This is a genomic window from Collinsella sp. AF39-11AT, from assembly GCF_003474585.1.
In the GTDB taxonomy this organism is placed as follows: domain Bacteria; phylum Actinomycetota; class Coriobacteriia; order Coriobacteriales; family Coriobacteriaceae; genus Collinsella.
The window spans coordinates 26,213-49,616 of sequence record NZ_QROG01000014.1 but is presented as its reverse complement, the minus strand read 5'-3'; the positions used below and the strand labels follow the sequence as shown (position 1 = coordinate 49,616).

28 protein-coding genes and 3 tRNA genes are annotated in these 23,404 nt (G+C 61.5%); 4 read left to right on the top strand and 27 right to left on the bottom strand.

The window, feature by feature from the left end:
- Positions 1–133: 133 nt before the first annotated feature.
- The gene (locus tag DW037_RS07000; protein WP_117629398.1) at positions 134–562 is read left to right on the top strand and encodes a hypothetical protein; all 429 of its coding nucleotides are present in this window, start codon (positions 134–136) and stop codon (positions 560–562) included.
- A gap of 141 nt (positions 563–703) precedes the next feature.
- Positions 704–1,000 carry a hypothetical protein gene (locus tag DW037_RS06995; protein ID WP_117629397.1) on the top strand — a complete coding sequence of 99 codons (297 nt, stop codon included), beginning with the start codon at positions 704–706 and terminating at the stop codon, positions 998–1,000.
- A 12-nt stretch (positions 1,001–1,012) separates the two neighbouring features.
- Here the strand turns inward: DW037_RS06995 and DW037_RS06990 are convergent, their stop codons facing one another.
- From DW037_RS06990 to DW037_RS06970, 6 genes are all read right to left on the bottom strand, one after another.
- Positions 1,013–1,252: a hypothetical protein gene (locus DW037_RS06990; RefSeq protein WP_117629396.1), complete on the bottom strand. Its 240-nt coding sequence runs from the start codon at positions 1,250–1,252 to the stop codon at positions 1,013–1,015.
- 12 nt (positions 1,253–1,264) lie between these two features.
- A complete protein-coding gene (locus tag DW037_RS06985) occupies positions 1,265–1,669 on the bottom strand; it encodes a hypothetical protein (RefSeq protein ID WP_117629395.1) in 405 nt (134 codons plus the stop codon).
- Positions 1,670–1,698: 29 nt separating this feature from the next.
- Positions 1,699–1,860, bottom strand: coding sequence for a hypothetical protein (locus DW037_RS10620; RefSeq protein ID WP_158571959.1), 162 nt, complete (start codon positions 1,858–1,860; stop codon positions 1,699–1,701).
- 9 nt (positions 1,861–1,869) lie between these two features.
- Entirely contained in the window at positions 1,870–2,238 is a 369-nt protein-coding gene (locus tag DW037_RS06980; RefSeq protein ID WP_117629394.1) for a hypothetical protein, read from the bottom strand.
- Positions 2,239–2,364: 126 nt separating this feature from the next.
- On the bottom strand, positions 2,365–3,264 hold the full coding sequence (locus tag DW037_RS06975) for a hypothetical protein (protein WP_117629393.1): 900 nt from the start codon (positions 3,262–3,264) through the stop codon (positions 2,365–2,367).
- A 2-nt stretch (positions 3,265–3,266) separates the two neighbouring features.
- Entirely contained in the window at positions 3,267–3,515 is a 249-nt protein-coding gene (locus DW037_RS06970; RefSeq protein WP_117629392.1) for a hypothetical protein, read from the bottom strand.
- Between the two features lie 380 nt (positions 3,516–3,895).
- Between DW037_RS06970 and DW037_RS06965 the strand changes: the two genes are divergently transcribed.
- Both DW037_RS06965 and DW037_RS06960 read left to right on the top strand, forming a co-directional pair.
- Positions 3,896–4,243 (top strand): hypothetical protein, encoded by a 348-nt coding sequence (locus tag DW037_RS06965; protein ID WP_147325200.1) that lies wholly within the window; start codon positions 3,896–3,898, stop codon positions 4,241–4,243.
- Positions 4,244–4,249: 6 nt separating this feature from the next.
- On the top strand, positions 4,250–4,780 hold the full coding sequence (locus DW037_RS06960; protein WP_255413151.1) for a DUF6273 domain-containing protein: 531 nt from the start codon (positions 4,250–4,252) through the stop codon (positions 4,778–4,780).
- Positions 4,781–5,300: 520 nt separating this feature from the next.
- On the opposite strand, the gene DW037_RS06955 is transcribed toward DW037_RS06960, so the two are convergent.
- From DW037_RS06955 to DW037_RS06855, 21 genes are all read right to left on the bottom strand, one after another.
- Positions 5,301–5,377, bottom strand: a tRNA-Pro gene (locus tag DW037_RS06955).
- A gap of 80 nt (positions 5,378–5,457) precedes the next feature.
- Positions 5,458–6,669 (bottom strand): bifunctional phosphopantothenoylcysteine decarboxylase/phosphopantothenate--cysteine ligase CoaBC, encoded by a 1,212-nt coding sequence (gene coaBC, locus DW037_RS06950; RefSeq protein ID WP_233505670.1) that lies wholly within the window; start codon positions 6,667–6,669, stop codon positions 5,458–5,460.
- A gap of 3 nt (positions 6,670–6,672) precedes the next feature.
- Positions 6,673–7,392, bottom strand: coding sequence for a zinc ribbon domain-containing protein (locus DW037_RS06945; RefSeq protein WP_117583172.1), 720 nt, complete (start codon positions 7,390–7,392; stop codon positions 6,673–6,675).
- Entirely contained in the window at positions 7,389–8,198 is an 810-nt protein-coding gene (locus tag DW037_RS06940; RefSeq protein ID WP_117629389.1) for a Nif3-like dinuclear metal center hexameric protein, read from the bottom strand. Before DW037_RS06940 ends, DW037_RS06945 begins: the two co-directional genes overlap by 4 nt.
- On the bottom strand, positions 8,195–9,373 hold the full coding sequence (locus tag DW037_RS06935; RefSeq protein WP_117629388.1) for a cysteine desulfurase family protein: 1,179 nt from the start codon (positions 9,371–9,373) through the stop codon (positions 8,195–8,197). Before DW037_RS06935 ends, DW037_RS06940 begins: the two co-directional genes overlap by 4 nt.
- Before the next feature lie 6 nt (positions 9,374–9,379).
- Complete coding sequence (rpe, locus tag DW037_RS06930; RefSeq protein WP_117583169.1) at positions 9,380–10,051, bottom strand: ribulose-phosphate 3-epimerase; 672 nt, start codon at positions 10,049–10,051, stop codon at positions 9,380–9,382.
- 18 nt (positions 10,052–10,069) lie between these two features.
- Positions 10,070–11,077 (bottom strand): NAD(P)H-dependent glycerol-3-phosphate dehydrogenase, encoded by a 1,008-nt coding sequence (locus DW037_RS06925; RefSeq protein ID WP_117629387.1) that lies wholly within the window; start codon positions 11,075–11,077, stop codon positions 10,070–10,072.
- A gap of 9 nt (positions 11,078–11,086) precedes the next feature.
- Entirely contained in the window at positions 11,087–11,770 is a 684-nt protein-coding gene (plsY, locus tag DW037_RS06920; protein WP_117629386.1) for a glycerol-3-phosphate 1-O-acyltransferase PlsY, read from the bottom strand.
- Complete coding sequence (der, locus tag DW037_RS06915; RefSeq protein WP_117629385.1) at positions 11,763–13,097, bottom strand: ribosome biogenesis GTPase Der; 1,335 nt, start codon at positions 13,095–13,097, stop codon at positions 11,763–11,765. Before der ends, plsY begins: the two co-directional genes overlap by 8 nt.
- A 10-nt stretch (positions 13,098–13,107) precedes the next feature.
- Positions 13,108–14,550, bottom strand: coding sequence for a DUF512 domain-containing protein (locus tag DW037_RS06910; RefSeq protein WP_117629384.1), 1,443 nt, complete (start codon positions 14,548–14,550; stop codon positions 13,108–13,110).
- Positions 14,551–14,552: 2 nt separating this feature from the next.
- A complete protein-coding gene (locus DW037_RS06905) occupies positions 14,553–15,452 on the bottom strand; it encodes a 4-hydroxy-3-methylbut-2-enyl diphosphate reductase (RefSeq protein ID WP_233505669.1) in 900 nt (299 codons plus the stop codon).
- A 2-nt stretch (positions 15,453–15,454) separates the two neighbouring features.
- Complete coding sequence (locus tag DW037_RS06900) at positions 15,455–16,183, bottom strand: lysophospholipid acyltransferase family protein (protein ID WP_117629382.1); 729 nt, start codon at positions 16,181–16,183, stop codon at positions 15,455–15,457.
- 3 nt (positions 16,184–16,186) lie between these two features.
- The gene (gene cmk, locus DW037_RS06895; protein ID WP_117629381.1) at positions 16,187–16,873 is read right to left on the bottom strand and encodes a (d)CMP kinase; all 687 of its coding nucleotides are present in this window, start codon (positions 16,871–16,873) and stop codon (positions 16,187–16,189) included.
- 66 nt (positions 16,874–16,939) lie between these two features.
- Positions 16,940–17,869, bottom strand: coding sequence for a pseudouridine synthase (locus tag DW037_RS06890; RefSeq protein WP_117629380.1), 930 nt, complete (start codon positions 17,867–17,869; stop codon positions 16,940–16,942).
- 22 nt (positions 17,870–17,891) lie between these two features.
- Positions 17,892–18,620: an SMC-Scp complex subunit ScpB gene (gene scpB / locus DW037_RS06885; RefSeq protein WP_117629379.1), complete on the bottom strand. Its 729-nt coding sequence runs from the start codon at positions 18,618–18,620 to the stop codon at positions 17,892–17,894.
- An 11-nt stretch (positions 18,621–18,631) separates the two neighbouring features.
- Positions 18,632–19,441 (bottom strand): ScpA family protein, encoded by an 810-nt coding sequence (locus DW037_RS06880; RefSeq protein ID WP_117629378.1) that lies wholly within the window; start codon positions 19,439–19,441, stop codon positions 18,632–18,634.
- A gap of 84 nt (positions 19,442–19,525) precedes the next feature.
- Positions 19,526–20,209 carry a site-2 protease family protein gene (locus DW037_RS06875; protein WP_117629377.1) on the bottom strand — a complete coding sequence of 228 codons (684 nt, stop codon included), beginning with the start codon at positions 20,207–20,209 and terminating at the stop codon, positions 19,526–19,528.
- Positions 20,210–20,218: 9 nt separating this feature from the next.
- Entirely contained in the window at positions 20,219–20,515 is a 297-nt protein-coding gene (locus DW037_RS06870; protein ID WP_164473297.1) for a hypothetical protein, read from the bottom strand.
- Entirely contained in the window at positions 20,502–22,535 is a 2,034-nt protein-coding gene (locus DW037_RS06865) for an ABC-F family ATP-binding cassette domain-containing protein (RefSeq protein ID WP_118373053.1), read from the bottom strand. Before DW037_RS06865 ends, DW037_RS06870 begins: the two co-directional genes overlap by 14 nt.
- A 75-nt stretch (positions 22,536–22,610) precedes the next feature.
- Positions 22,611–22,683: transfer RNA gene (locus DW037_RS06860), tRNA-Ala, on the bottom strand.
- 475 nt (positions 22,684–23,158) lie between these two features.
- Positions 23,159–23,234, bottom strand: a tRNA-Ile gene (locus DW037_RS06855).
- Positions 23,235–23,404: the final 170 nt, after the last annotated feature.

The following is a 23,404-nucleotide window of genomic DNA, read 5'->3' as shown; positions in this document are numbered from 1 at the left end:
CTGCTCGACGACCTGGCAGACCTCACCAACTCGTTCTACTTCATCGAGGCCGGCACGCTCGTGGAAAAGATCGAGTCGTCCTCGCAGACGCTCAAGCAGGAATACCTCGATACATACGAGGGAGATGAATGACATGATAGGCAAGAGCTATGCAAAGATAGCGATTGTTGGCTTTGTACTTTGTCTTGCAATGGTGCTATGTGCATCATTTGCGAGGTATAGGTCCGAGCAGTCGTTCATCGATGGCGCTGAAAATGGGTTTGGCATAGACGGGATGTATGTCAACGATGGCGCGACCAGGCCGTCTATGGCGATTCTTGCAGGCGAAGACATGGAATGGCAAATCTGTAATGACGATGGTTCTTGTATGAGTGGTCGTTTGGCCGCAACGAGCGACCCGAATTCGTTCGATCTTCTCGACAATGATGGAGCGGATTGCGGTTCTGTTCACCTTTCATATGCATCGCGAGACGGGATGGACGGCATCCTCTACGTCTCCCACGAAAATGGCAATTTCAAGATGCGCAGGACTAACCGGGTGCCGGCTTTTATCGAGGAGTGAGAGTTCCCGGCGGCCTGCCGATCAGACCGCCGGGGTATTGAACCCCGCATTCATCCGTACACACACGGATGAATGCGGGAAGTGTCCGGATGAAGTTGATAATCAAGGAAACAAAGCCGTTCTGCCTGGGACGGCATTGGCTTGGACTTTAACTACAACATCGCAATCGACACTTATCAGCTCGCGCAACGCGCATGGCCAAATCTCGGACGCTGGTGCATGGAGGACCTTCGAGATTTACTGGACATCCAAAACGACGACGCACACCGCGTGCTCGCCGACTGCGAAGACGAGATGGCTGTCTACAATGCGATCAGAAACGGCGTGAAGTCCGGAGAGCTTTCTGTGGAACCGCCGCACCGTCGCGCGAGCCGACCGGGCAACCCGGGCAATCTGGTCCCGACTCTCCCGGTCGTATTCCTACGATATCGCCCCTAAATCACCAACGTGTCAGATAAAGAATGATGCAATGATTATGATCAAGCATACGGCGGATGCGACGACTGCGCCTTTTTTCCTCTCCTTTAGTCCGACGAATAGGGTTGCCGTAAAGTAAAGGGCGGAAAGGCAGTCTATGGCAAGCAAAACGAGTTCCTTGGGCGGTTTCAGCAAAAGGTCGCTAGCAAAGAGTAATGCAAGCAGGGCAAAGCCGATTGTGGTCAAGTATCTCGATTGATTTTGCGACAGCATGGCAACCTCCTTTTAGAACATGCAAGTGAAAAGTCGGCACGATGTCATTGCGGTTGCAAACAAGCCGCCGCCAGGACCGGTTGTCACGAGACCGGCGATAACTTCAGCGGTGCCAGCAAGGTAGGGATCGCGCAGGCAAGACTCCTCCTTCACGTTCAGCTTGACCTTGTGAGGGACGGTGCGGTTATTTGCAAATCCGTGAGAATCGCACCACGCCTTGGAATATGAATCCGTGCAGCGTCCGCGCTCAAAAAGGGATATATCGTAATTTTCGTCGTAGTTGTCTCCGACGTAGATTTCGCTGCTCTCGGCGGGAGACCCCTCGTCGGCATAGGCTGCCGCAACGGGCACAAATGGTGTCATGACAAGGGAGAGGCAAAGAGCTGCTGAGACGATGGAGAGCAGGCATTTCTTCATGGCTGGCTCCTTAATCTGGCCTTTGATAGTTACTTGATGTCGCCTCCTTCCGCTTTATATCCGTTGTATTTGGCGTATTTCTTTAATAAGGCAAGAGGTTCTTCCTCTCCTTCGGATAAGCCGATGATGTTTCCTTGATCATCCAGTATGAATATGGACGGAATATGCTCAAGTTCATATTGGTCATACACGGTCTTATCTTAATCTATGTATATGGGAAAGTCTCCTTCATGGACCGAGGCTTCTTCAATTGTGCTGTCCTCGGAAACAGTGAAAAGGTTCTTCCTTAAGGCTGCGAAATTATCAAGTTGTTGCATATCTTCTATGAGAGATTCGCAGTGCTGACACCACGATGCCCAGAACATCAAGATATTTTCCTCATTAGGTTTTAGCTTGTTAAAATAATTCACGTTTCGGCCGAGGCTGAAATTTTGGCCCATTTTAATGGAAAAAGATGAGGGATAAGCATCGTGTTGCGGTTTGATATTGACGGCGATTAAGGCGGCGAAACACGTCAGAGTCGCCAGAGTCAGTAAAGCGATAACGCATTTTCTCGGTTTCCAGCTCATGACAGATCCCTCTCTCATGGTGAAACGCATACGTTTTGAAACGGGATACCGCTTCGATTCGTTCCGGACGCGGATGTGGACGTAACTGGTCTCGGTGCCAAGTGCGATTTCAGTGCTGTATATGACTTAACGGGAATGTCCGAGCAGTGTCGGAGTCTCCATCTGGATTGTTCCGACTGGAACATCAGCCCGAATACACTGCATAGCGACTCCAACAAGAACGTCCCCGGCGTAATCCTTTCCAAGGCCCGCGACGGCTATCTTCTTCCTCCTTTTCGAGAGGTTCGCAATCTTCATGCCGGCCTCTCTTGCCTTCTCGCCCGAATCCCCGTAGCCCTGCTCGGCCAGCCTCTCGAGGCTCTCCTTGGCGGCTTCAGCTTCCTTCCTGTTGCCCTTCTCGAGTATCGCGACGCTCGTCTTGTAGACCCTGTCCCTTCTGGATTCATCCAGGAACGCGGCATCTTCCAGATCCGCCATTTTCTCGCGCACGGCGCCGCAGTTCCAGCAGGTACCGCGCTTGAGGTTCACCGCACCGCAGCCGCACTGCCACCACCCGTCGTGTTCGGAATGGACGCCCGCGCATTTGAAGGTATCGGCCCCCATCTCGGAGAGCAGGACATCGCGTTCCGACTCCTCGACCCCGTTGAGTGCGAGTGGCGCGGGGCTATCGATGTCGATCGGGTCGCCGAAGGAGGTCTCGCCGTCCGCTCGGGTCACAACGGCACGCGAGCCGGTGATAACAGACAGCTTGATTCTCGCCGCCTTGGGCCTGAGCACCTCGCCGGCGGGCAGGTCGGCATCTAGGAGCGAGAAGTCGACGGTCTCCGTCTCCCCTCCCTCGCCCTCGAGCCCGACAGTGAACTCTATGCGGCTGATGGGTTTCGTCGATACGTTGACGATCTTTGTTTGGAGGAAGCAGGCTCCCGTCTCGGTGTCTCTGGAGACTTGGATGGCTAACATCCTGACAGGGCAAAGCTCCTGCCAGGAGGGGTTGGCGTCGCGGTAGGCTATCTTGTATTTCGACATTACTACACCTCGGGCAGGGCGTCTTCGTCCCTTTGTGCGCTGGGCGCCGGTGCCGCTCGGTCGGGCGGAGCGCAGACGATCAGGCCGACCATGAGCGCGGTGCCGAAAAGGCCGATGAACCAGAGGATTCCCGCGCCATTGGTGTAATGCCCCTTGGCCCTGGCAATCTTAACGAGCTCCGCTACGCCGCAGATGTTGGCGGCGATCGCCAAGAGAGGCAGGAAGAAGATTATCAGCTCCAGGCTTCTCATTTTTGGTCCCTTCTTCTCGACCGCCCGCCTCGACACCGGCGGTCCTCCGTAACTTCCGGTAACACCAATTCTGCTGTCCTCACCTGCGGATTTGTTGAGCAACAAATTCGATTGTGTGAGCGGTCGGTTAATCTGCGCAGACGTTGGGCTAATTACTCTTTGCCGCTGCGGCAAGTCCAGCGCAACCTTTTGGAATAGTCCTACGCTCAAGCCGTTTCTATTCACCCTGAGCGAAGGGAGTCGCATATGCATGCAGCGGCAATTAACCTTCGGGGGGGGGGGTATCTCCTAGAGGTATCCGCCTTCGTGGACAATCTATCATCGAGTACGTCCTGATTATCGCGGTCATCGGCCTGGTGATCGTGTTCGCGGGACCCAGCGTGGCCGGGGCCATCCGAAACCAGTTCAACCTGGTCGGCAACACGGTGAACAGCGGGGCGACCGGTGGCGTCGAGGACGGTGGAACATCCGGTGGCGGCTCCACAGGGGCCGATTCCGCGACCGTCCAGGCGGCCATCGCCAAGGACGCGAAGGACTGGACGCTCGGTGAGCAGAAGGCCGTGGCAGAGGACATCGCCACGAAGGGCAAGGCGTCTCCCGCCTACGCCAAGGCGAAGGCCGCCATGGATGCCGGCACCAAGTTCACGATGAAGCTCACCGATGGGAAGACGCTCGAATACCGCATCATCGGCATCAACCATGACGATTTGGCCGACGGCTCGGGCTAGGCGGGGCTGACGTTCCTCACCACCTCGACGGGTATTTCGCCCCGCATGAACGCCACCGACACCAACGCCGGTGGCTGGGAGAAGTCGGAGCTCCGTGCGAAGATGAACTCCGGCGAGATCTGGAGCCTCATGCCGCCCGATTTCCAGTCCAAGGTGAAGACCGTCAGGAAGCTCACGAACAACGTCGGCGGAATCGATAAGAACGCCGCCGTAACCGCGACCTCGGACAGGCTGTTCCTTCTCAGCTACTCCGAGATCGCGCCCTGCACCTCCCATTGGACCTCCGATTTCACTTCCCTTTGGGCCTCTGACTACCCCTGGAGTTCCTCCGAGGGTAGCCAGTACGAGGCCTTCAAGGGCAAGGTGACGAATAACGATAATCCCAACTCTGCCATTGCCATTAGCAGCTTATGGTGGGAGCGTTCGGTGTTACCGAAACTTTCTGCGTACTTCCTCGACGTCACCGGTACTGGCAGGCCGTCGCGTGGCGACGACGCGAGCGCTTCGCTTTGCGTCTGCCCCGCTTGGTGCTTCTAGCCTGTCTTCTAGCTTGTCTAGCGAAAAGCCTGCGCAACTTCGCGCGGGCTTTTCTTTTGGCGGTTACTCGAACGGTCTGATGTTCGTGGCACAGGTAGTCGGGTTGAGGGGAAATGGGGTTACACAGCGGCTCTCAGAGCGCCCGCCGCACTCCCCCGCCATTACCCTGCGGCGTCCTCGTATAGAGCCCATCCTGCTTGGCGTTTCGTTGCAACAGCCCACTTGTCCACCGATCAAGTGAACTACTGGAATAAATACAGCGACACGCTTGTCCGTTATAGTCGCTATATCTGTGTTAATCGCCGCGATAAATACAGCCTGTACTCGGCTGCATACCAGCTACGCGTATGTAGATTCATATCGCGTTAATAAATCGGCTCAAGCGTGTGCAAAACGCGCAAGTAGCCGCAAAAAGCGAGTATCGCGCAGGTAGATTTTTGACACCCTGTTGCTTACTTAAAATTAAGCAATTGCTTAAAACAAAAAAGGTCAGGCACTAGGTGCCTGACCTGCAAACTTCTGGTCGGGACGACTGGATTCGAACCAGCGACCCCTTGACCCCCAGTCAAGTGCGCTACCAAGCTGCGCCACGTCCCGAAGCTTTTGTTTGTTGCTCTGCTCTCGCTCGCAACAGGGAGTATATTAACCCGAAACTTTGGCCTTGCGCAAGAACTTTTTTAAATATTTTTGAGCAAGTCCAAAATTGTATCCGCGAGCTGGGGTTTTGTTAGTACGGGAAGTTCCTGTGTACCCGCTGTGCTCACAATCCAGGCCTTGTTGGTATCGGTTCCAAAGCCCGAATCGGCGCGCGAGACATCGTTGGCGATGATTGCATCGCAGCCCTTGCGGGCAAGTTTGCGCTCAGCGTACTCCACGACGTTATCGGTCTCGGCTGCAAATCCGATCACACGGCGCTCGCCCTTCTGGCGCGAGAGCTCAGCCAAAATATCGACCGTCTCGACCAGTTCGATGCGATCCAAGCGCTCGTTGGCCTTTTTGAGCTTATGGTCGGCAGGGGCCGCGGGTGTGTAGTCGGCGACGGCGGCCGCGCAAATGGCCGCATCGGCCGTCTGAAAGGCGTTTAACGCCGCCTGCAGCATCTCTGCGGCGGTCTGCACGCGCACGCACTCCACGCCGTGGGGAACGTCGAGCGATGTCGGTCCCAGCACGAGCGTGACGGCGACACCGCGACGTGCGGCCTCCCCCGCCAGGGCGATACCCATCTTGCCCGAAGAACGGTTGCCAATGAAGCGCACGGGGTCAATCGGCTCATGCGTGGGGCCGGCGGTAATGACGATGCGCTTGCCCGCCAGGTCTTGTTGCACGGGATTGAGCACCTCGCAGACGGCCTCGACGACTTCCTCGGGTTCGCTCATGCGCCCCGTGTCCACGTCGCCGCAGGCAAGGTAGCCACTGCCGGGTCCCACCACGTGGACGCCGCGCTCGCACAGCGTGGCCATATTGGCCTGCGTGGCCGACGCCTTCCACATGCCATTGTTCATGGCCGGCGCGATCACGACGGGCCGCGGTGTCGCAAGCAGCGTTGTGGAGATGAGGTCATCGGCGATGCCGTTGGCCATCTTGGCGATGATATTGGCCGTCGCGGGCGCCACGACCACCAAGTCGGGCTCCTGCGCCAGCGAGATATGGTGGATGGGGTCAGACGGGTCGTCGAATAGCCCAACCGCGACCGGCTCATTGGTGAGCGCGCGGAAGGTGAGCGGCCCCACAAACTCAGTGGCATGCTCGCTCATGACGACCTTGACGTGCGCGCCGCGCTTTTGGAGCAGGCGCACGATATTGCACGACTTATAGGCGGCGATCCCGCCGGTAATGCCCAGCAGGATCGTTTTTCCCTCAAGTTGCATTGAATTGTTGGGTGCCGCCATCGTTTAAGCTTCCTTGCTCGGGAGCACCAGCAGGCGGTGGCAGTACGGGCAGTGCGTAATCTCACTGCCGTCGTGGTTGAGGTCGCTCATGGACGATGCCTGCAGCGCGGTGTGGCAGACCGTGGGGATGTTGCCCTGGATGGTCTCGACGGCCAAGCCGCGGAACTGCTTGAGCAGACGCTCGTAGTCGGTGAGCACGTCGGCCGGCAGCGTGGCGGCCAGCGCGGTGCGCTCCTTAGTGGCGGCTTCGATCTGAGCCTGCAGGTCGGCAGCCTTGGCGCGGGCGGCCTTGGTATCGGCCTTCACGCCCTCTTCGAACTTGGCGATGATTGCCTGCGCGCGGGTCTCGCGGTCGAGCGCCTCTTTGTGGGCGACAACGACGTCCTTGCGGGTGTGCTCAATCTTGTCCAGACGCTTGGCCAGGGTAGCGAGCTCGTTCTCCAGGTCCTGAACCTCGCGATAGTCAGAGCCGTCGACATGGCGCTTCTTGGCGGCCTCGATGGCGTTATTGGTCTGGATCTCGGTGGTGTTGAGATCGTCGAGCTCAATATCCAGGTCCTTGCGTTGGGCGTAGAGCCTGGTCATTTCGGCCTTGAGCTTAACGTAGGTCTTGCGCTTGGAAGCGAGCTCCTTGAGCTCCGGCATATTGGCAAGTTCGCTCTTGTTGCGGGCGAGCTCCAAATCGATCTGTTGCAGCTTGAGTAGCGTAGCGCCGGCGCTCATAAGTTCTCTCCTTTTGTCACAGTCCACCATTGGCAAGGGTTCAGTATTTTAATCGCATGACGGGGGTCGGCCCCGGCGTCAACTGCAGAGTTCATCAATATATCAACGAACGGCTCCTCGGAGCGGTCGTGGCCGAGCAAGATCACCGGCAGCCCGCGCAAGGCAAGGTCTTGCGCCACGTGGTAGCCCGCCTCGCCCGTCACGACAACATCTGCGCCCGCGGCGATGGCGAGCTCTCCGAAGTCGCCCAGGGAGCCGCCCAAAATGGCGACGGTGCGGCACGGGCGATCAGCTTTGCCCCACACACGCGGGTCGCTGCCAAAGGCCGTGGCAGCACGGGTGGCAAGATCGCGCAGCGTGCACGGGTCGTTGAGCGTTGCAAGTGCGCCCAGGCCGGTGGCCTCGGGGTCGTCCACGTGCTCCAGTGAGCTCACGGGTGCGGCACCCAGCAGCTTGCTCAGGCAGACACGGGCTTCGTGCGAGCGGTCCAGGTTGGTGTGGAGCGAGATAATGCTCACCCCGCAGCGGGCAGCCTCGTAGAGGGCCGTACTGCACTGGGGTCGTGTGGCATCCGCCGGACAAAAGGCCTCGGGTGCCTTGATGTATATGGGATGATGCGTCAGCAGCACGTTGGCGCTTGCTTCTTGGGCGCGGCGAACATTAGCCTCAGTCGCATCGAGTGCGCAGGCAACGCCGGTGATCTCCGCGGCCGGATCGCCAACGGAGAGTCCTACGTGGTCCCAGGGCTCGGTGTCCGTCTTGGGATAGCGTGCCAGTAGCGCGCGCTCGAGCTCGGCGACGATCATGCGGCACCTGCGATCGAGAGCAGCGTCTGGGCAAACTCGTCCAGATCGTCCGGATTCACGCGGTCGTCAAAGGAAATGCGCAGTGCACCTAGTGCCTGCTCGCGACCAATGCCCATGGCGCTGAGCACATGGCTCGGGTCCATGCTGCCGCTCGAGCACGCCGAGCCGGCCGAAACCTCAAAGCCGGCGGCATCGAGCTTGACGATGAGCTCCTCGGAGTCCATGCCATCAACGTAGATCGACACCATGCCCGGCAGGCGATCGGCCTGTGCGTAGTCGCCCATGGTGGCATGAATACGCGGATGAGCCGTAAGCGTGGCGTAGAGCTTGTCGGAAAGGGCTTGCAGCTTCGCGCGCTCCTGAGCCACATGGGGCGTCAGAGATGAGGCGGCGGCGGCAAAGGCGAGCTGCGTTCGCAGGTCTTGCGTGCCGGCACGACGACCGGCCTCCTGTCCGCCGCCAAAGATGCGCGGGCGCAGCGGCGTGCGGCTCTTAAGGTAGAGTGCGCCAGATGCCACGGGACCGCCAATCTTGTGGGCTGCGACGGACATGGCGTCGACGCCCAGCTCGGTGACATCGAGCGGAATATGCAGATACCCCTGGATGGCATCGGTGTGGAACAGGGCGCCAACGGTATGCGTGGCCGCGGCAAGCTCGCGGATGGGCTGCACCACGCCGGTCTCGTTGTTGGCGACCATAATGCTCACGAGCGCCACGTCGTCGCCTAGCAGCTCGACAAGCGTGGCAGGCTCAATGTAGCCCATGCGGCAGGGCTTCACCAGGTCGACGGTAAAGCCGGCGGCACGCAGCAACGGCAGGTTGTCCAGAATCGAATCGTGCTCGATGGCCGAAACGATTACACGATTGCGCTTGCGATCGCGCTGACGAGCGCCCTCGGCAAGACCGAGCAGCGCCAGCTGGTTGGCTTCGGTGCCGCCGTTGGTCAGTACAATCTCGGACGGGCGGACGCGCGCGCCAAAGCTGCGGGCGATCTCGCGACGTGCAACCTCCAGACGCGTGGCAGCCTTGCGGCCGAGCGAATGCAGCGAGTTGGGGTTGACGCCGGCAAGCTCGCTGTCGTCGTATTCGCGCTGCGCAAGGAGCGCCTCGGCGCGCATGGGCGTCGAGGCGGCATAGTCAAGATTCACGGGTATGCGGTTTTGACCTGCGGTCATAAGGGTTTATGCCTCCTGTGCGGCCTCGTTGCCCAGCTTCTGCAGCAGCGCAACCTCGGCAGCGGGATCTTCGGACTTAAATACGGCAGAACCGGCCACGAGCACGTTGGCGCCGGCCTTGACGACCTCGACAATGTTCTTGGAAGAAATGCCACCGTCGACCTCGATGAGGGGCGAAACGCCGTGACGCTCGCACATGGCCCTGAGCTCGTGGAGCTTAGCGATGGTGCCTGGGATAAAGCTCTGACCGCCAAAGCCCGGGTTCACGCTCATGAGCAGCACCATATCGACGACGTCGATGATGCTCTCGAGCACGCACACGGGGGTGGCGGGGTTGAGCACCACGCCGGCCTTAACGCCGCGCTGCTGTAGATGGGTGAGCGTGCGGTGCAGGTGCGTGGAAGCCTCGTAGTGGACGGTGATCATGTCGGCACCGGCGTCGGCGTACCAATCGACCGTCTCGTCGGGGTTCGACACCATGAGGTGCGCGTCGACCGGTACATTGGTGGAGCGCTTGACGGCCTTGAGGATGTCAACGCCAAAGGTGAGGTTGCCGGTAAAGTGGCCGTCCATGACGTCGAAGTGCACGTAGTCGGCGCCGGCGATCTTGTCGAGTTCGCCCTTGAGGTTGGCCATGTCGGCCGAGAGGACGGACGGAGCGATTTTAATGGAACCCATGGTAGTAGCCTTTCTGCGCTAGTCGGTGAGTCCGTAGAACTCTTGAGAGGGGACGCGATCGGTAAGAATCTCGAGCGCCCTATCCAAAGTAACACCGTTGTAGAGCGTTTGCTCCACGGCAAAGGTGAGCGGAATGTCTACGCCCAGTGAACGGGCAAGCTCACTGACGCTGCGGGCCGCGACGGCGCCCTCGACCACCATATGCGTACGTGCCTGGTACTCGTCGAGCGAGACGCCGTGGGCAAACTCGTAGCCAAAGGTGCGGTTGCGCGAATGCTCGGAGGTGCAGGTGGCAATGAGGTCACCCATGCCGGCGAGCCCCATGCAGGTCATGGCTTGACCGCCGCGGGCGTGCACCAGTCGGCTGATCTCGGCCAGGCCGCGCGTCATGATGAGGGCAAGCGTATTGTCACCCGCGCCCGAGCCGGCGGAGATGCCGCACACGATGGCGATGACGTTTTTCATGGCGCCGCAAACCTCGACGCCGGTCATGTCCTGCGACAGGTAGATGCGGAAGGCCGTGGATAGGAGCAGGTCCTTAAAGGTCTCCCCTACCTGCGGATCTTTGCTGGCGATGACGGCGGCAGAAAGCCCGCCGCGGCAGATCTCCTCGGCATGGTTGGGGCCCGAGAGCGCCGCGACACGCGACTCTTTGCCGATCTCACTGGCGATGACCTCGCTCATAAGCAGGCCGGATTCGGGCTCAATGCCCTTGGTGAGGCAGAGCACCGGGGTATCGGAGCCGATAAAGGGCGCGGCCTGGTGACACACGTCGCGCAGGTGCGTGGAAGGCACGGCAAAGATTAGCGCATCGGCACCGTCGAGCGCTCGGGCGAGCTCGGTCGTTGCTACCACGTTGTCCGGCAGCTCGTATCCCACCAGATAGCGCGGGTTGCGGTGCTCGCCGTTAATGCCGGCGGCCGTCTGCTCGCTGTGGGCCCACATGGTCACGCGCTCGGCTCGCGCGGCGGCAAGGCCGGCGACGGCGGTTCCCCAGGAGCCGGAGCCAATCAGCGCAACATTCATGACTCTCTCCTACTTATCGTCGGGCTCGGTGACGCGCTTGGTAAACGAGAGCTTGGACTCCTTACCGGCCATGAGCTTTTGGATATTCGAGCGATGGGCCCACACCACGGTGATGCCGATCATCGCCATGCATAACTTGAGGCCCAGGCTGCTGTACGGAAAGACCGCGCAAGCAGCGATAGGAAGTCCGATGGCCGCGGCAAGCGAACCCACTGACACATACTTGGTGATGGCGACGGCCACGATAAACATGCCCAGCAGCGACAGGCCAATAGGCCAGTACCAGGCGAGGATCACGCCCAGACCAACGGCGATACCCTTGCCGCCATGGAAGTTGAGGTAGGGCGAGAAGATATGGCCCCATACAGCTGCCAGGCAAATGACGCCGAGCATCCAGTCGCCGGGGGCTCCAGGCGCCATGATGCTCGGCGGAAAACCATAGCCAAAGTCGGCGATGAGCGGACGGGCGATAAGGACGCAGATGGCGCCCTTAAGGCAGTCGAGCAGCAGCGTGAGTGCGGCCACCTTGGGGCCGGCCACGCGCAGCGCGTTGGTGGTGCCGATGTTGCCGGAGCCCGCCTTGCGAATGTCCGTGTGGTTGAACACACGGCCCAAGATCAGGCCAAACGGAATCGCCCCGATAAAGAACGAGACCACGGCGCAGATGGAGGTCAGCAGAATCGGATTATGCATCCTTCTGTTCCTTCTTCCTAAAGAAGAGTCGAATGGGCGTGCCGGCAAAGTCGAAGGTCGAGCGCATGCGGTTCTCTACATAGCGCTGGTAGGTGTCGTTGACCAGGTCGCTGTGGTTGACGAAAAACGTGAACGTCGGCGGGTTGACGCCCGTCTGGGTCACGTAGTGCATGCGCAGGCGGCGCTTGCCGTCCACCACGGTGTGGCCGAACTCGCGCAGGTCGGTGAGGAAGGTGTTGAGGCGCGAGGTAGTGATCTTTTGCGAGCGCGTCTTTTCGGCGGCGTCGACCATTGCCCAGATCTTCTCCACGCTGCGGCCGGTCAGGGCCGAGATGCGCAGATACTGGGCCCAGGGAGCCATGACGCCCAGACGGCGGTCGACGGTCTCCATGCAGGCCTCGCGCTTGCGGTCGTCGTCGAGCAGGTCCCACTTGTTGAGCAGCACAACGATGGCGCAGCCGCGCTCGATGGCCAAGCCCATGACCTTTTGGTCCTGCTCGGTGACGCCCACGGAGGCGTCGACGACGAGTAGCGCCACGTCGGCGCGGTCGATGGCGCGCAGGCCACGGACCATGGAGTAGTACTCGATGTTTTCGTACACGGTGCTCTTCTTACGGATGCCCGCGGTATCGACCATGCGGTAGTGCTTGCCGTTGCGCTCGACGACCGTGTCGATGGCGTCGCGCGTTGTGCCGGCGATGTTCGAGACGATGGAGCGGTCGGCGCCCAGGATGCGGTTGAACAGCGAGGACTTACCGGCGTTGGGGCGGCCGATGATGGCCACGTTCAGCGCATCGGGGAACTCGTCGGCGACCTCGTCCTCTTCTTCCGGAAGCAGGGCCACGATATCGTCGAGCAGGTCGCCCGTGCCATGGCCATGCAGGGCCGAGAGCGGCGTGGGCTCGCCGATGCCGAGCGAATAGAACTCCCAGATGCTGTCGTTCTCGCGATCGGGGTTGTCGAGCTTGTTCACCAGCAGAAAGACCGGCTTGTCGCAGCGCTTGAGCATGCGGGCGACCGACTCGTCCTCCTCGGTGACACCGGTGCGGCCGTCGACCACAAACAGGATGACGGCGGCTTCCTCGGCGGCGGCGAGCGCCTGGTCGCGGATGGACGTTGCAAAGACATCGTCGCTCTTGAGCGGCTCGATACCGCCCGTGTCGACGATGGTGAACTCGCGGCCGTTCCAATCGGCCGTGTGATACGAGCGGTCGCGCGTGACGCCGCGGGACTCGTGGACGATGGCGTCCGAGGTCTGGGCCAGGCGGTTAACGAGCGTGGACTTGCCCACGTTGGGGCGTCCGACGACGGCGACGATAGGTTTCATCTGCTCTCCTTTAATGGGTAGGGTCAGCGGAATTAGTAGAGTCGGCAGGCACAATGCAAAGGATATGCTCCAGGGTATCGAGCAGCTCATGCGGCATGGTCGATACCACATGAACCTCGGCGCCGCGACTGGTAAGGCTTGCGAGTAAATCGTCACGATGATACTCGTCAAGCGTCATGCCGTCAGCGTTGAACATGAGCTTAGGCACAAAGAGCATAACCCCCGACAGATCTTGGGGCAGCTGCTCCAAGATGTCACACGCGACGATGAGGCCGGTCACGTCCACGTTGCCGCCAAAGTAGCGGTTCTTGATGGCCGTGACAGTGCCGGCGAGTCCCTGGGGCGACTCCACAAAGCGGGCCACCGTGTCGCGTGCGCTGGCGCCCGAGAGGCACAGCAAATGCTGGCTGCGGGCGGCGATGGCCTCGCGGACGCGGGCCAGACGCTCGGTATAGGCGGCAAGCACGTCGTCGGTCTCGTCTAGATACGAGCGGATCATGCCGATGCCGTCGTAGTACTGCGGGTAACCGTCGTAAAAGTCTGCCTCTGGAGGATCGATGCCGGCGTCCAGATAGAACTCGTCGCTCATCTGGAAGGTGTGGCGGCCAAAGCGCTCATAGGCGCGGTCCTGGAACGGTCGGATCATGGCAATGGTCTCGCGCGCCAGTTCGGGCTTGTCGCTGTATGACCAGCTAAAGCGGTTTTGGTGTTTGGTAAAACCGAGCGGCACAATGCCCAGGCTTGTGATTTGCTCGTGCTCCTCGCAAAAGCGCAGGGTCTTTTCCAGCTCCTCGCCGTCGTTCATGCCGGGGCACAACACGATCTGCGCGTGAATCTCGATGCCGGCGGCCATGATGGTCTCGAGTACGTCCATGCCTCGCTGGGCGTTACGGCCCATCATACGACGGCGGACGTCGGGGCTCACAGCGTGGACCGACACGTTCATGGGACTCATGTTGCGCTGGATGACGTTTTGCACGTCCTCGTCGGTGAGGTTCGTAAGCGTGACAAAGTTGCCTTGCAAAAAGCTTAGGCGATAGTCGTCGTCGCGAATATAGAGCGTGGAGCGGCCGCCCTTGGGGAGCATGGTCATAAAGCAGAACACGCAGGCGTTGACGCAGGTACGCATGCCGTCGAAGATGGGGCCATCGAACTCCAAACCCCAATCCTCGCCGGGAAAGCGGTCGAGCTCGACGGGGGTGACGGTGCCGTCGCGCGGGTCGAAAACCTCGAGGTCGACGGTATCATCGTCGGCCTCCCAGAGCCATACGATCATGTCGGTGAGCGCCTCACCGTTGACCGTGAGCACGCGCATGCCCGGCTCGATACCCACATCCCACGCGGGCGATTCGGGACGCACGTTCTTTACGAGCGCGCCCTCACCCGGCTCGGGGTCGCGGCTGCGCCCGTAATCGGCCACCTCGGCGGCGTATGCGGGTACGGTCTGGTCCATGGTTAGCGGCAAAGCTCCTTGATGCGCTCGACGGCGCGCTCGATGTGTTCTTGCGGGGTGGAGGCTCCGGCGGTGATGCCGATGTGGTGAGCGTCGGTAAACCACGCGGCTTGGAGCTCAGAAGCTTCCTCGATGTGATACGTGCGCTCGCAGGCGTCTGCGCAAATCTGCGCCAGGCGGCGGGTGTTGCCCGAGTTCTTGCCGCCCACGATGACCATGCAGTCGCAGCGGTTGGCAAGTGTGGCTGCTGCCTGTTGACGCTCACTCGTGGCGGCGCAGATGGTGTTGATCACGCGCAGCTCCTGCACGCGCGGGGTGATAGCAGCCACGACCTCGGCCAAGTTCTGCGCAGTCTGGGTGGTCTGCACAACCAAGCCCACTTTACCCTTGAGCGACAGCGCGTCCGCATCGGCAGCGCAGCTCACGACCTGCGCGTCATCGCCGGCGTGGCCCAGGATGCCCTCGACTTCGGGGTGGCCCGGCTCGCCCACGACGATCACGCGGTAGCCCTCGCGCACCAGGCGCTCGGCCGCCACGTGGACCTTCTTCACGTAGGGGCAGGTGGCGTCGACGACGTTAAGGCCACGCTCGCGAGCGGCATCAATGACCTGCGGCACCACGCCGTGGGCGCGGATGATCACAGTGCCCGACGTGGCGTCGTCCAAGGTGTCGGCCAGACCGACGCCTGCCTCGGCGAGCTCGCGTACCACGATCGGGTTATGGATGAGCGGACCCAAGGTATGGACCTGAGTGCACTCCCCTGCCTGCGGCGCAGCGGCCAGCGCCATATCGAGCGCACGCTGTACGCCGTAGCAGGTGCCGGCGTGGGCAGCGATTTCGATAGTGGGGGCGTCTGCCTTGCCGGGCACAGCCTCGGCGGTGTTCATGACTTCCTCGTCCATGGCTAGAACCTGCCCGGGTGCTCGGCGCACAGGTCATCACGCATGGCGTAGACGCGACTCATGGCTTCGGACTCAAACCAGGCTAGGCGCTCCTTGCGCTTGAGCTCGGCAGGCGCGTCGGAAAGCGAAATTGACTTGCCGGCGCGGATCCAGCACTTTTTGGGGCGCATGATCTTTTTGCCCGCAGGCGTAATATCGGACCAGCCGCAGATGGCGAGCGGGTTGACGGGTGCCTTACCCATCTGGGCGATGAGCGCAAAGCCGCCGTGGACCTCGGGCTTGATCTCGCGCGAGCGGATGCGCGTACCCTCGGGGAAGATCAGGACGTCCTCGCCGCGTTGCAGCGCATGCTGGGCGGCGCGCAGGCACTTCATATCGGCAGTACCACGCTCCACGGGGATGCCGCCAACGCGGCTAAAGGCCCAGCGCACAATCTTGCTCTTGGCGAACTCGGACTTAAAGATGGGACGAATGCGGCGCCCCCCAAAGAACAGCGCCGTCTCCACGGCCAAGAGCTCGGCCATCGAGGTGTGGTTGCAGATGACCACGCTGCCGCGGCCGTCCTGGCGCTCAAACAGCAGATCGGCATCTTCGACCTTCCAACGCCACATGAGCTTGGAGAAGGCCCAAAGGATGGCCATGACTACGACGACGGTACCGCGGATGAGCGCCGGGAACTCGGCGTAGGGGGCGTTGTAATAGTCCTCGGGCGTCTGCTTAAACAGGCGCATGGGCTACCTCCTTTGGTTGATGAGGCCCTCGATAATGCGGACGACCTCGTCGATGGTATGGGCGGTGGAGTCGACGTGCACGGCGTCCTCGGCGGGAACGAGCGGCGCGACCTCGCGGCTGCTGTCGAGTTTATCGCGCTGTTTGAGGGCGTCGAGGGTCTCGTCGACCTCGGCCTCGAGCTGCTCGGTGGTGAGCGGCTGGGCGTCGTTCTGGTGGCGCTGCAGCACGCGGCGGCGGGCGCGCTCGCGCGGGTCAGCGGTCAGGAAGACCTTGACTTGCGCGTTGGGGAACACGACGGTTCCGATGTCGCGACCCTCGGCCACGATATCGCGGTCCTCTGCGGCGCGGCGCTGATGGATGAGCATGGCCGCGCGCACGCCCGGGTAGGCCGAGACCTTGGACACGTTGGCGTCGACCTGCGGGGTGCGAATGGCAGCCGAGGCGTCCTTGCCGTCAATGGTCAGGCGCGTGTCTTCGCCAGTTCCGTTGGTAAAGCGGATTTCGATCTGCTCGGCGAGGGCGTCGATGGCCGCCTCGTCGTCCAGGTCGATGCCGCGGTCGAGCGCGGCGAACGTGACGGCGCGATACATGGCTCCCGTATCGAGCTTGTTAAAGCCCAGCTGGCGGGCGATCTCCTTGGCGATGGTGGACTTGCCGGAACCGGCGGGGCCGTCGATGGCGACGATCATGCAATGCTTCCTTTCGGTGGTTGACGTGCTGGTATGGTTCGCGGGCGTTGGGGCGCGGCGGGTTGCCTAGCCTGTGTAGCGCTCGCGGTAGGTGTTGCGCTTGGGTGCGGAGCCGTGGCTGCCGTGGTGACGCGTGCGGCTGGCGGGCGTGTCTTGGGGCTTGCCGCCGTTGCGCTTGGCGCTCGCCTGCTTGGGCGGGATGCCGCCGCTTTTAAGGATCTGCACCTCGCGGTCGGTGAGCTCGCGCCACGAGCCCTTGGCCACGCCCTCGAGCTCAAGGCCGGCAAAGTTGCAGCGGTGCAGGCGGATCACAGGATGGTGAATCTTGCCCAGCATGCGCTTGACCTGGTTTTTACGACCCTCGCGGATTATGACCTCCACGGCGGTGGTGCCGGGTTTGACGCCCTGGGGAGCTACGGCCTCGGCCTCGCGCGCGTTGATGACGCGGCAGATCGCCGGCTGGCACAGGCCGTCGTCGAGCTCGATGCCGCTGCGGAGTGGTTCCAAGTCGCGGTCGGACAGCCGTCCGTCCACGAGCGCCTGGTAGGTCTTGTAGACGTGCTTGCTGGGGTGCAGCAGATCCTGCGACATGTCGCCGTCGGTGGTAAAGAGCAAAAGGCCCGTGGTGTCGCGGTCCAGGCGGCCCACTGGAAACAGGCCCGGAAAGCGGTCGCGCGGGACCAGGTCGGCCACGCAAGGGCGCTCCTGCGGGTCGCTCATGGTGGTGAGGTAGCCGGTCGGCTTGTAGAGCATCAAGTACACGGCGCCCTGGTTGAGCTTGACGGGCATGCCGTCGACCTCGATGTGATCGTGGTCGACATCGACCTTGGTGCCCAGCTCGGTCGCGACCTCGCCGTTGACGGTCACGCGGCCGGCGGTCATTAGGTCCTCCGAGCCACGGCGGCTCGCCACGCCCGCGCGCGCCAAAAAGCGCTGCAGGCGCATGGTGTGCGGATAGACGGGCTGGGCGTCGGTGGCGGGTACTGCGTTACCCATGGCGCGCGTCTCCCCTACTTCGTTAGTCCTCGTCATGCAAATCCTCCGAGGTCTCGTCGACGACCAGGGTTTCCAAGTCCTTGACTGCCTCAACATCTTCAACATCGGTATCGAGCAGTTCGCGCTCTTCGTCCAGGTCATCGGCCTGCTCCTCGAGCGTGGACTGAATGCTGCGGCCGCTCAGGCGCTCGCGGATAAACTGACGCGATTGCTCGTCGGGGGCAAACTGCTCCAGGTCGGGCAGGTCGCGGGTGGAGCGCAGACCGAACTTTTCCAAGAAGGCGTTGGTCGTGCCGTAGATGATGGCTTGACCTCGCTGGGGGTCGCGGCCGAGCTCGCGCACTAGACCTTTGTCGACGAGCGACGCGATGACGCCGTCGGAATTGACGCCGCGGATGCCCTTGACCACCTCGCGCGTCACGGGCTGGTGGTATGCGATGACGGCCAGTGTTTCGAGCGCGGCCTGCGACAGCTTTTGCGTGTCCCAGCTCAACACATAGGCCTCGACCACGTCGTGGTAGGCGGGGTGCGTAAACAGGCGCCAGCCGCCGGCGACCTCACGCAGCTGAAAGCCACGGTTGGCCTCCTCGTACTCAACCTTGAGCTCGGCGAGCAGCGATGCGCACTCGCCGGGGGCGATATCCAGTGCGCCGGCGAGCGCGGGCGCACTCACCGGGTCGCTCGACACCAGCAGCATCGCCTCGAGGGCGCCTTTGAGGCTGTTTGCCTCCAGCGTTGAAAGGGTTGACATGGTTGCTGCTCCTATTCGGTGAGCTCGGGGCCCTCGCCGGGCACGTATGCCTCGGCGCCCTCGACGCGGTTGATTTGAATAGTTCCAAAGATCTCGTCCTGGCTCAGTGTAAGAGAGCCGCGCTTGGCGAGCTCGAGCATGGCCAGGAAGGTGACGACAAGCTGTTCGGTGGTGGCATCGCCGTCCAACAGCTCGCGGAAGGTGCAGGTTTGGTGAGCCATGGTAAAGCGATCGACCGAGGCCACCGTCAGGTCGAGCGGCACGCGATGCGGTGCCACGTGCTCGGCTTCCAGCAGGAAAGTCTGGCGCTTGCCGTCCAGGTCGGCGCAGATGACGGCGAGGCCGCGCAGGGTAATGCCGGCCAGGTAGTCGGGCATAAGGCCCAAGAACTCGGGGTCGGGGCCGGCCACGCGCGGATGCATGCGGCTTTCGGCCTGCATGCGGGCGCCAAGGGCTGCCGCCGCGCCCTTAAACTGCTTGTAGGCAATCAGGCGCTGGATCAGGACCTCGCGTAGGGCGTCGCCGTCGAGCGCGCTGAGTTCCTCGAGGTCATCGTCGTCATCGTCATCGTCGTCTGTCTTGCGCGGGGCCTCCTGGGGCACCAGCGAGGCGGCCTTGATGTCCAAAAGAGTTGCCGCGACCAGCAGAAAGTCGCTCGCCACGTCCAGGTCCAGCGCCTCGATGCGCTCCACCTCGGCAAGGTACTGCTCGGCCACCTCGCTGATGGAGATGGCGCCGATATCTACTTTTTGTCGGGTTACCAGCTGCAGCAGCAGGTCGAAAGGTCCGCTGTAGACCTGCGTCGACACGCGATACGACATCTTCGACCTCCTTTGACGGCGCCTTCGCGGCGCGGTTTGGGTGCATGTTACGACCGTTTTGCACGGTCGACCTGTAAGTTTACCTTAGATGCCGGCGATTGCGAAGTTGAGCAGCTGCTCAGCAAGTGGATACACGGTAACGTCGAAATAGCGGCCAATCACGTCGAGTCCTGTCCACATGGGCAGCAGGTACAGCACGATGATAAGGATCGGCATGGCGTATTGCTGCAGGCGGTAGTAGTTGGCGAGCGCCTTGCCTTTGAGGAACGGCACGATGATCGACGAGCCGTCGAGCGGCGGGATCGGGATGAGGTTAAAAAACGCGAGTGACAGGTTGACCACGATAAACGTGGCGCCGAAGTTCATGATCTGTGACGCCGTGGCAAAGGACATGCCGGTATAGAGGCTGCCATATGCCGCGTGCATGAGGGCGGCCGCGAGGCACGCGAGTGCGATGTTCGACGCGGGGCCGGCCACGCTCACCAGGACCTCGTCGCGTTTGGGGTGCTTGAGGTTGTTGAGGTAGACGGGCACGGGTTTGGCGAAGGCGAATACCGGGCCGCCGGCCGCGAGCATGAGCAGCGGCAGGATGATGGTGCCAAACAGGTCGATATGGTTAAGCGGGTTGAGCGACACGCGGCCGCGCGAACGGGCCGTTTTGTCGCCGAGCGCCCAGGCCGCGGCGGCGTGTGCGCTCTCGTGGATCACGATGCCCACGATGACGGCAACGGCGCTGGCGAGCAGGTTCATGAGGTAGCTGCTGGACATGGCGCTCCCCTAGCGGACGCGACGCGAGGCGCGCGTGAGCAGGTAATCGGCCACAAACAAAATGACGGCCACGATAGCGTAATCCAGGCGGAACACACCGCCAAAGGGCGACGTGATGACGCCATAGCCGGCGATGGCGCTTGGCAGTGCGCGTGAAAGCTCAACGACGAAGCCCACAATCTGCAGCTTGGCAGTGAGGCCGCTAAAGCACAGCAGCACGGTCATCGCGCTCATAAAGATGCCGCAGATGCGACAAGCAATGGCGATGATGCTCATCGCCACGGCAGCGGCCTTACGAGAATTCACGCGCGGTCTCCTCTTCGATTTGGGTGGAAAGCTCCAGCCATTCGTCCTCGAGCTTGGGCAGCTCTTGCTTAAGCCCGTTATATTCCCCCAGCGCGGCGTTGAACTTGTCTTGATCGGCATAAAGCTCTTCGCTCGCCATCAATTCCATAAGCTCGTCATAGCGGGCGCGCTTTTTGTCGAGCTCCGTCTCGATCTTCTTGAGCTGGTTACGCACGCCCTTGAGCTTTTTGTTGAGCGCAGCGCGGGCTTGGGCCTCGGCGCGCTTTTGCTCCTTGGTCTTTTTGCCCTCGGCAGGCTTGGGGGCGGCGACGGGGGTGTCGGCCTGGGCGGCGCTGGCCTTGGCGGACTTGGTCGTGGCCGGCGCGCTCTCCGTGGACGCCTCGGCGGCGGCGCGGGCTGCGAGGTCCTCGCGCTTGTAGAGGTAGTAGTCGTAATCGCCGTCGTAGACCGTGACTTTGCCGTCGCGGATATCGATGACGCGGTTGGCCACGGCGCGCACCAGGTGCTCGTCGTGGCTGATCAGCACGATGGTGCCGGGGAAGTTTTGCAGGGCGTTCTCGAGCATGTCCACCGAGTCGATGTCTAGGTGGTTGGTGGGCTCGTCCAGGCACAGGAGCGCCTCGGGTGCTACGAGCATCTTGGCGAGCGCCAGACGCGCCTTTTCGCCGCCGGAGAGGACGCGAACCTGCTTTTCGATTGCGTCGTTGTCGCTAAACAGGAAGGCGCCCAGCAGGCTGCGCTGCTGCGGCACGGTCCACTTGGGCGTGACGGTGTCAATCTCTTGCAGGACGGTATTGGACTCGGTCATGCCCTCGAGTGCGTGCTGGGCGTAGTAGGCTACGCCTACGTTGGTGCCCAGGTCCCGGGTGCCGGTGGTGGGCGGCTCCAGTCCGGCGATGATCTTCATGAGCGTGGACTTGCCGGCGCCGTTGGGGCCGACGAGCGCCACGTGCTCGCCGCGGTAGAGCTTGAGGTCGATATCGCTGTAGATGTGTTTGTTGCCGTAGGACTTGGAGACGCCCTCCAGGCCCACGACCATATCGCCGGAGCGCGGTGGGTCAGGGAACTTAAAGTCGATGTGCTTGTGGCCCTCGGGTAGGATGACAAGCTCCTTTTTGATCTGCTCGATCTTGCGGATGCGCTCCTGGGCCTGGGCTGCCTTGGTGGGCTTGTAGCGGAACTTGTCGACGAAGACCTGCATGTGGGCGATGTCGCGCTCCTGGGCGGCGCGCTTGGCGCGCATCTGCTCAAGGTTGTCCTCGCGCTGCTTGAGGTAGCTGCTGTAGTTGCCGGTGTAAGTGGTCACGCGACGATTTTCGAGTGCGGCGACGTGGTCGACGCAAGCGTCCATGAAGGCGCGGTCGTGGCTGACGATGAGGACGGCGCCGTCATAGTTGGCTATAAAGCCGCGCAGCCACTGGACGCTTTCGAGGTCCAGGTGGTTAGTGGGCTCGTCCAGAAGCAGCAGGTCGGGATGGCGCAGGAAGAGCTTGGCGAGCGCGATGCGCATCTGCCAGCCGCCCGAGAACTCGGAGCACGGGCGCTCAAAGTCGGTGACCTTAAAGCCAAGGCCGGTCAGGATCTTGCGGGCGTTGCTCTCGAGCTCGTAGCCGCCCAGGTGCTCAAAGCGGTCCTGGACCTGGCCGTACTCGTTAAGGAGCGCGTCAACGTCCTTGCCCTGTTCGGAGAGCTCAGTGATCTGGGCCTGCAGCTCGTTGGCGCGCTCGCCCATGCGGCGGATTTCCTTGGCGGCGGCCATGACCTCAGCGAGGATGGTGGTGTCCTTTTGTTCCAGATTAGTTTCCTGCTCTAGGTAGCCCACCTGGCAGTCCTTTGCGTACTGGACCTGGCCGGAGTCGGGACTGTCGATGCCCATGATGATTTTGAGCATGGTGGTTTTGCCGGCGCCGTTGGGGCCCACGAGCGCGAAGCGCTCGCCGGGGTTGATCTGGAAGGACGCGCCGCTAAAGAGGACGCGTGCGCCGAAGCTTTTTTCGATCTTGTCGACCAGGAGGATCATGGTGCCGCCTTTGACCTTGTGTGCCAATATGAAAAAAGGCCCCAACTTGCGTTGGAGCCTCATTCAATGCTCGGGTGGAGACGAGGGGGATCGAACCCCTGACCTCTTGACTGCCAGTCAAGCGCTCTCCCAGCTGAGCTACGCCCCCGTGCGAAGAAGTACTATACGGGAACTCGGACCACGATGCAAGGACAATTTTGGAAAAACTTTCCGGGGGCGCGGGCGCCGGAGTCCCGCGGGGCCGCGACGGCGGAGACCGGCGCCCGCGGGGCCGATGCGGGCGGGCGGCGCTGCCGCCGCCCGCCTATCAGGCTCCACTCCGGTCGCCCCCGGGATCCCCGCCACGAAACCGGCCCATCTACTACGTTTGGGCGACATCTCCCGACCATGGCGTCTCGGGCAGAAATAAAACCGCAGGTAGACGGCCTGCGGTTTTCGCGAAATACGGGGTATGGTCGAGGGGTCGGGGTTAAACGTAGTAGATGGGCCGGTTTCGTGGCGGCGGCATCGCAGGCAGCCGACCGAGGGCGTCCGGAAGTGAGCAAGCAGGCTATTTGCAAGTGAAAACTAATGCCATGAAAAAGAAAACAGGCCAGACATATTGCCTGACCTGTTGAAAAACCTGGTGGGCCCTCCGGGATTCGAACCCAGAACCCAGGGATTATGAGTCCCCTGCGCTAACCGTTGCGCCAAGAGCCCTTATAAAGTGGCGCTTGCAGTTGGGGTGGCAGAACAGCCTCCAACGCTTTGAACCACGATGTGAAATACTACCATGCGCGCGGCACCCGTTCAACGCACGATCTTGTCGACCAGGAGGATCATGCTGCCGCCTTTGACCTTGTGTGCCTATATGAAAAAAGGCTCCAACT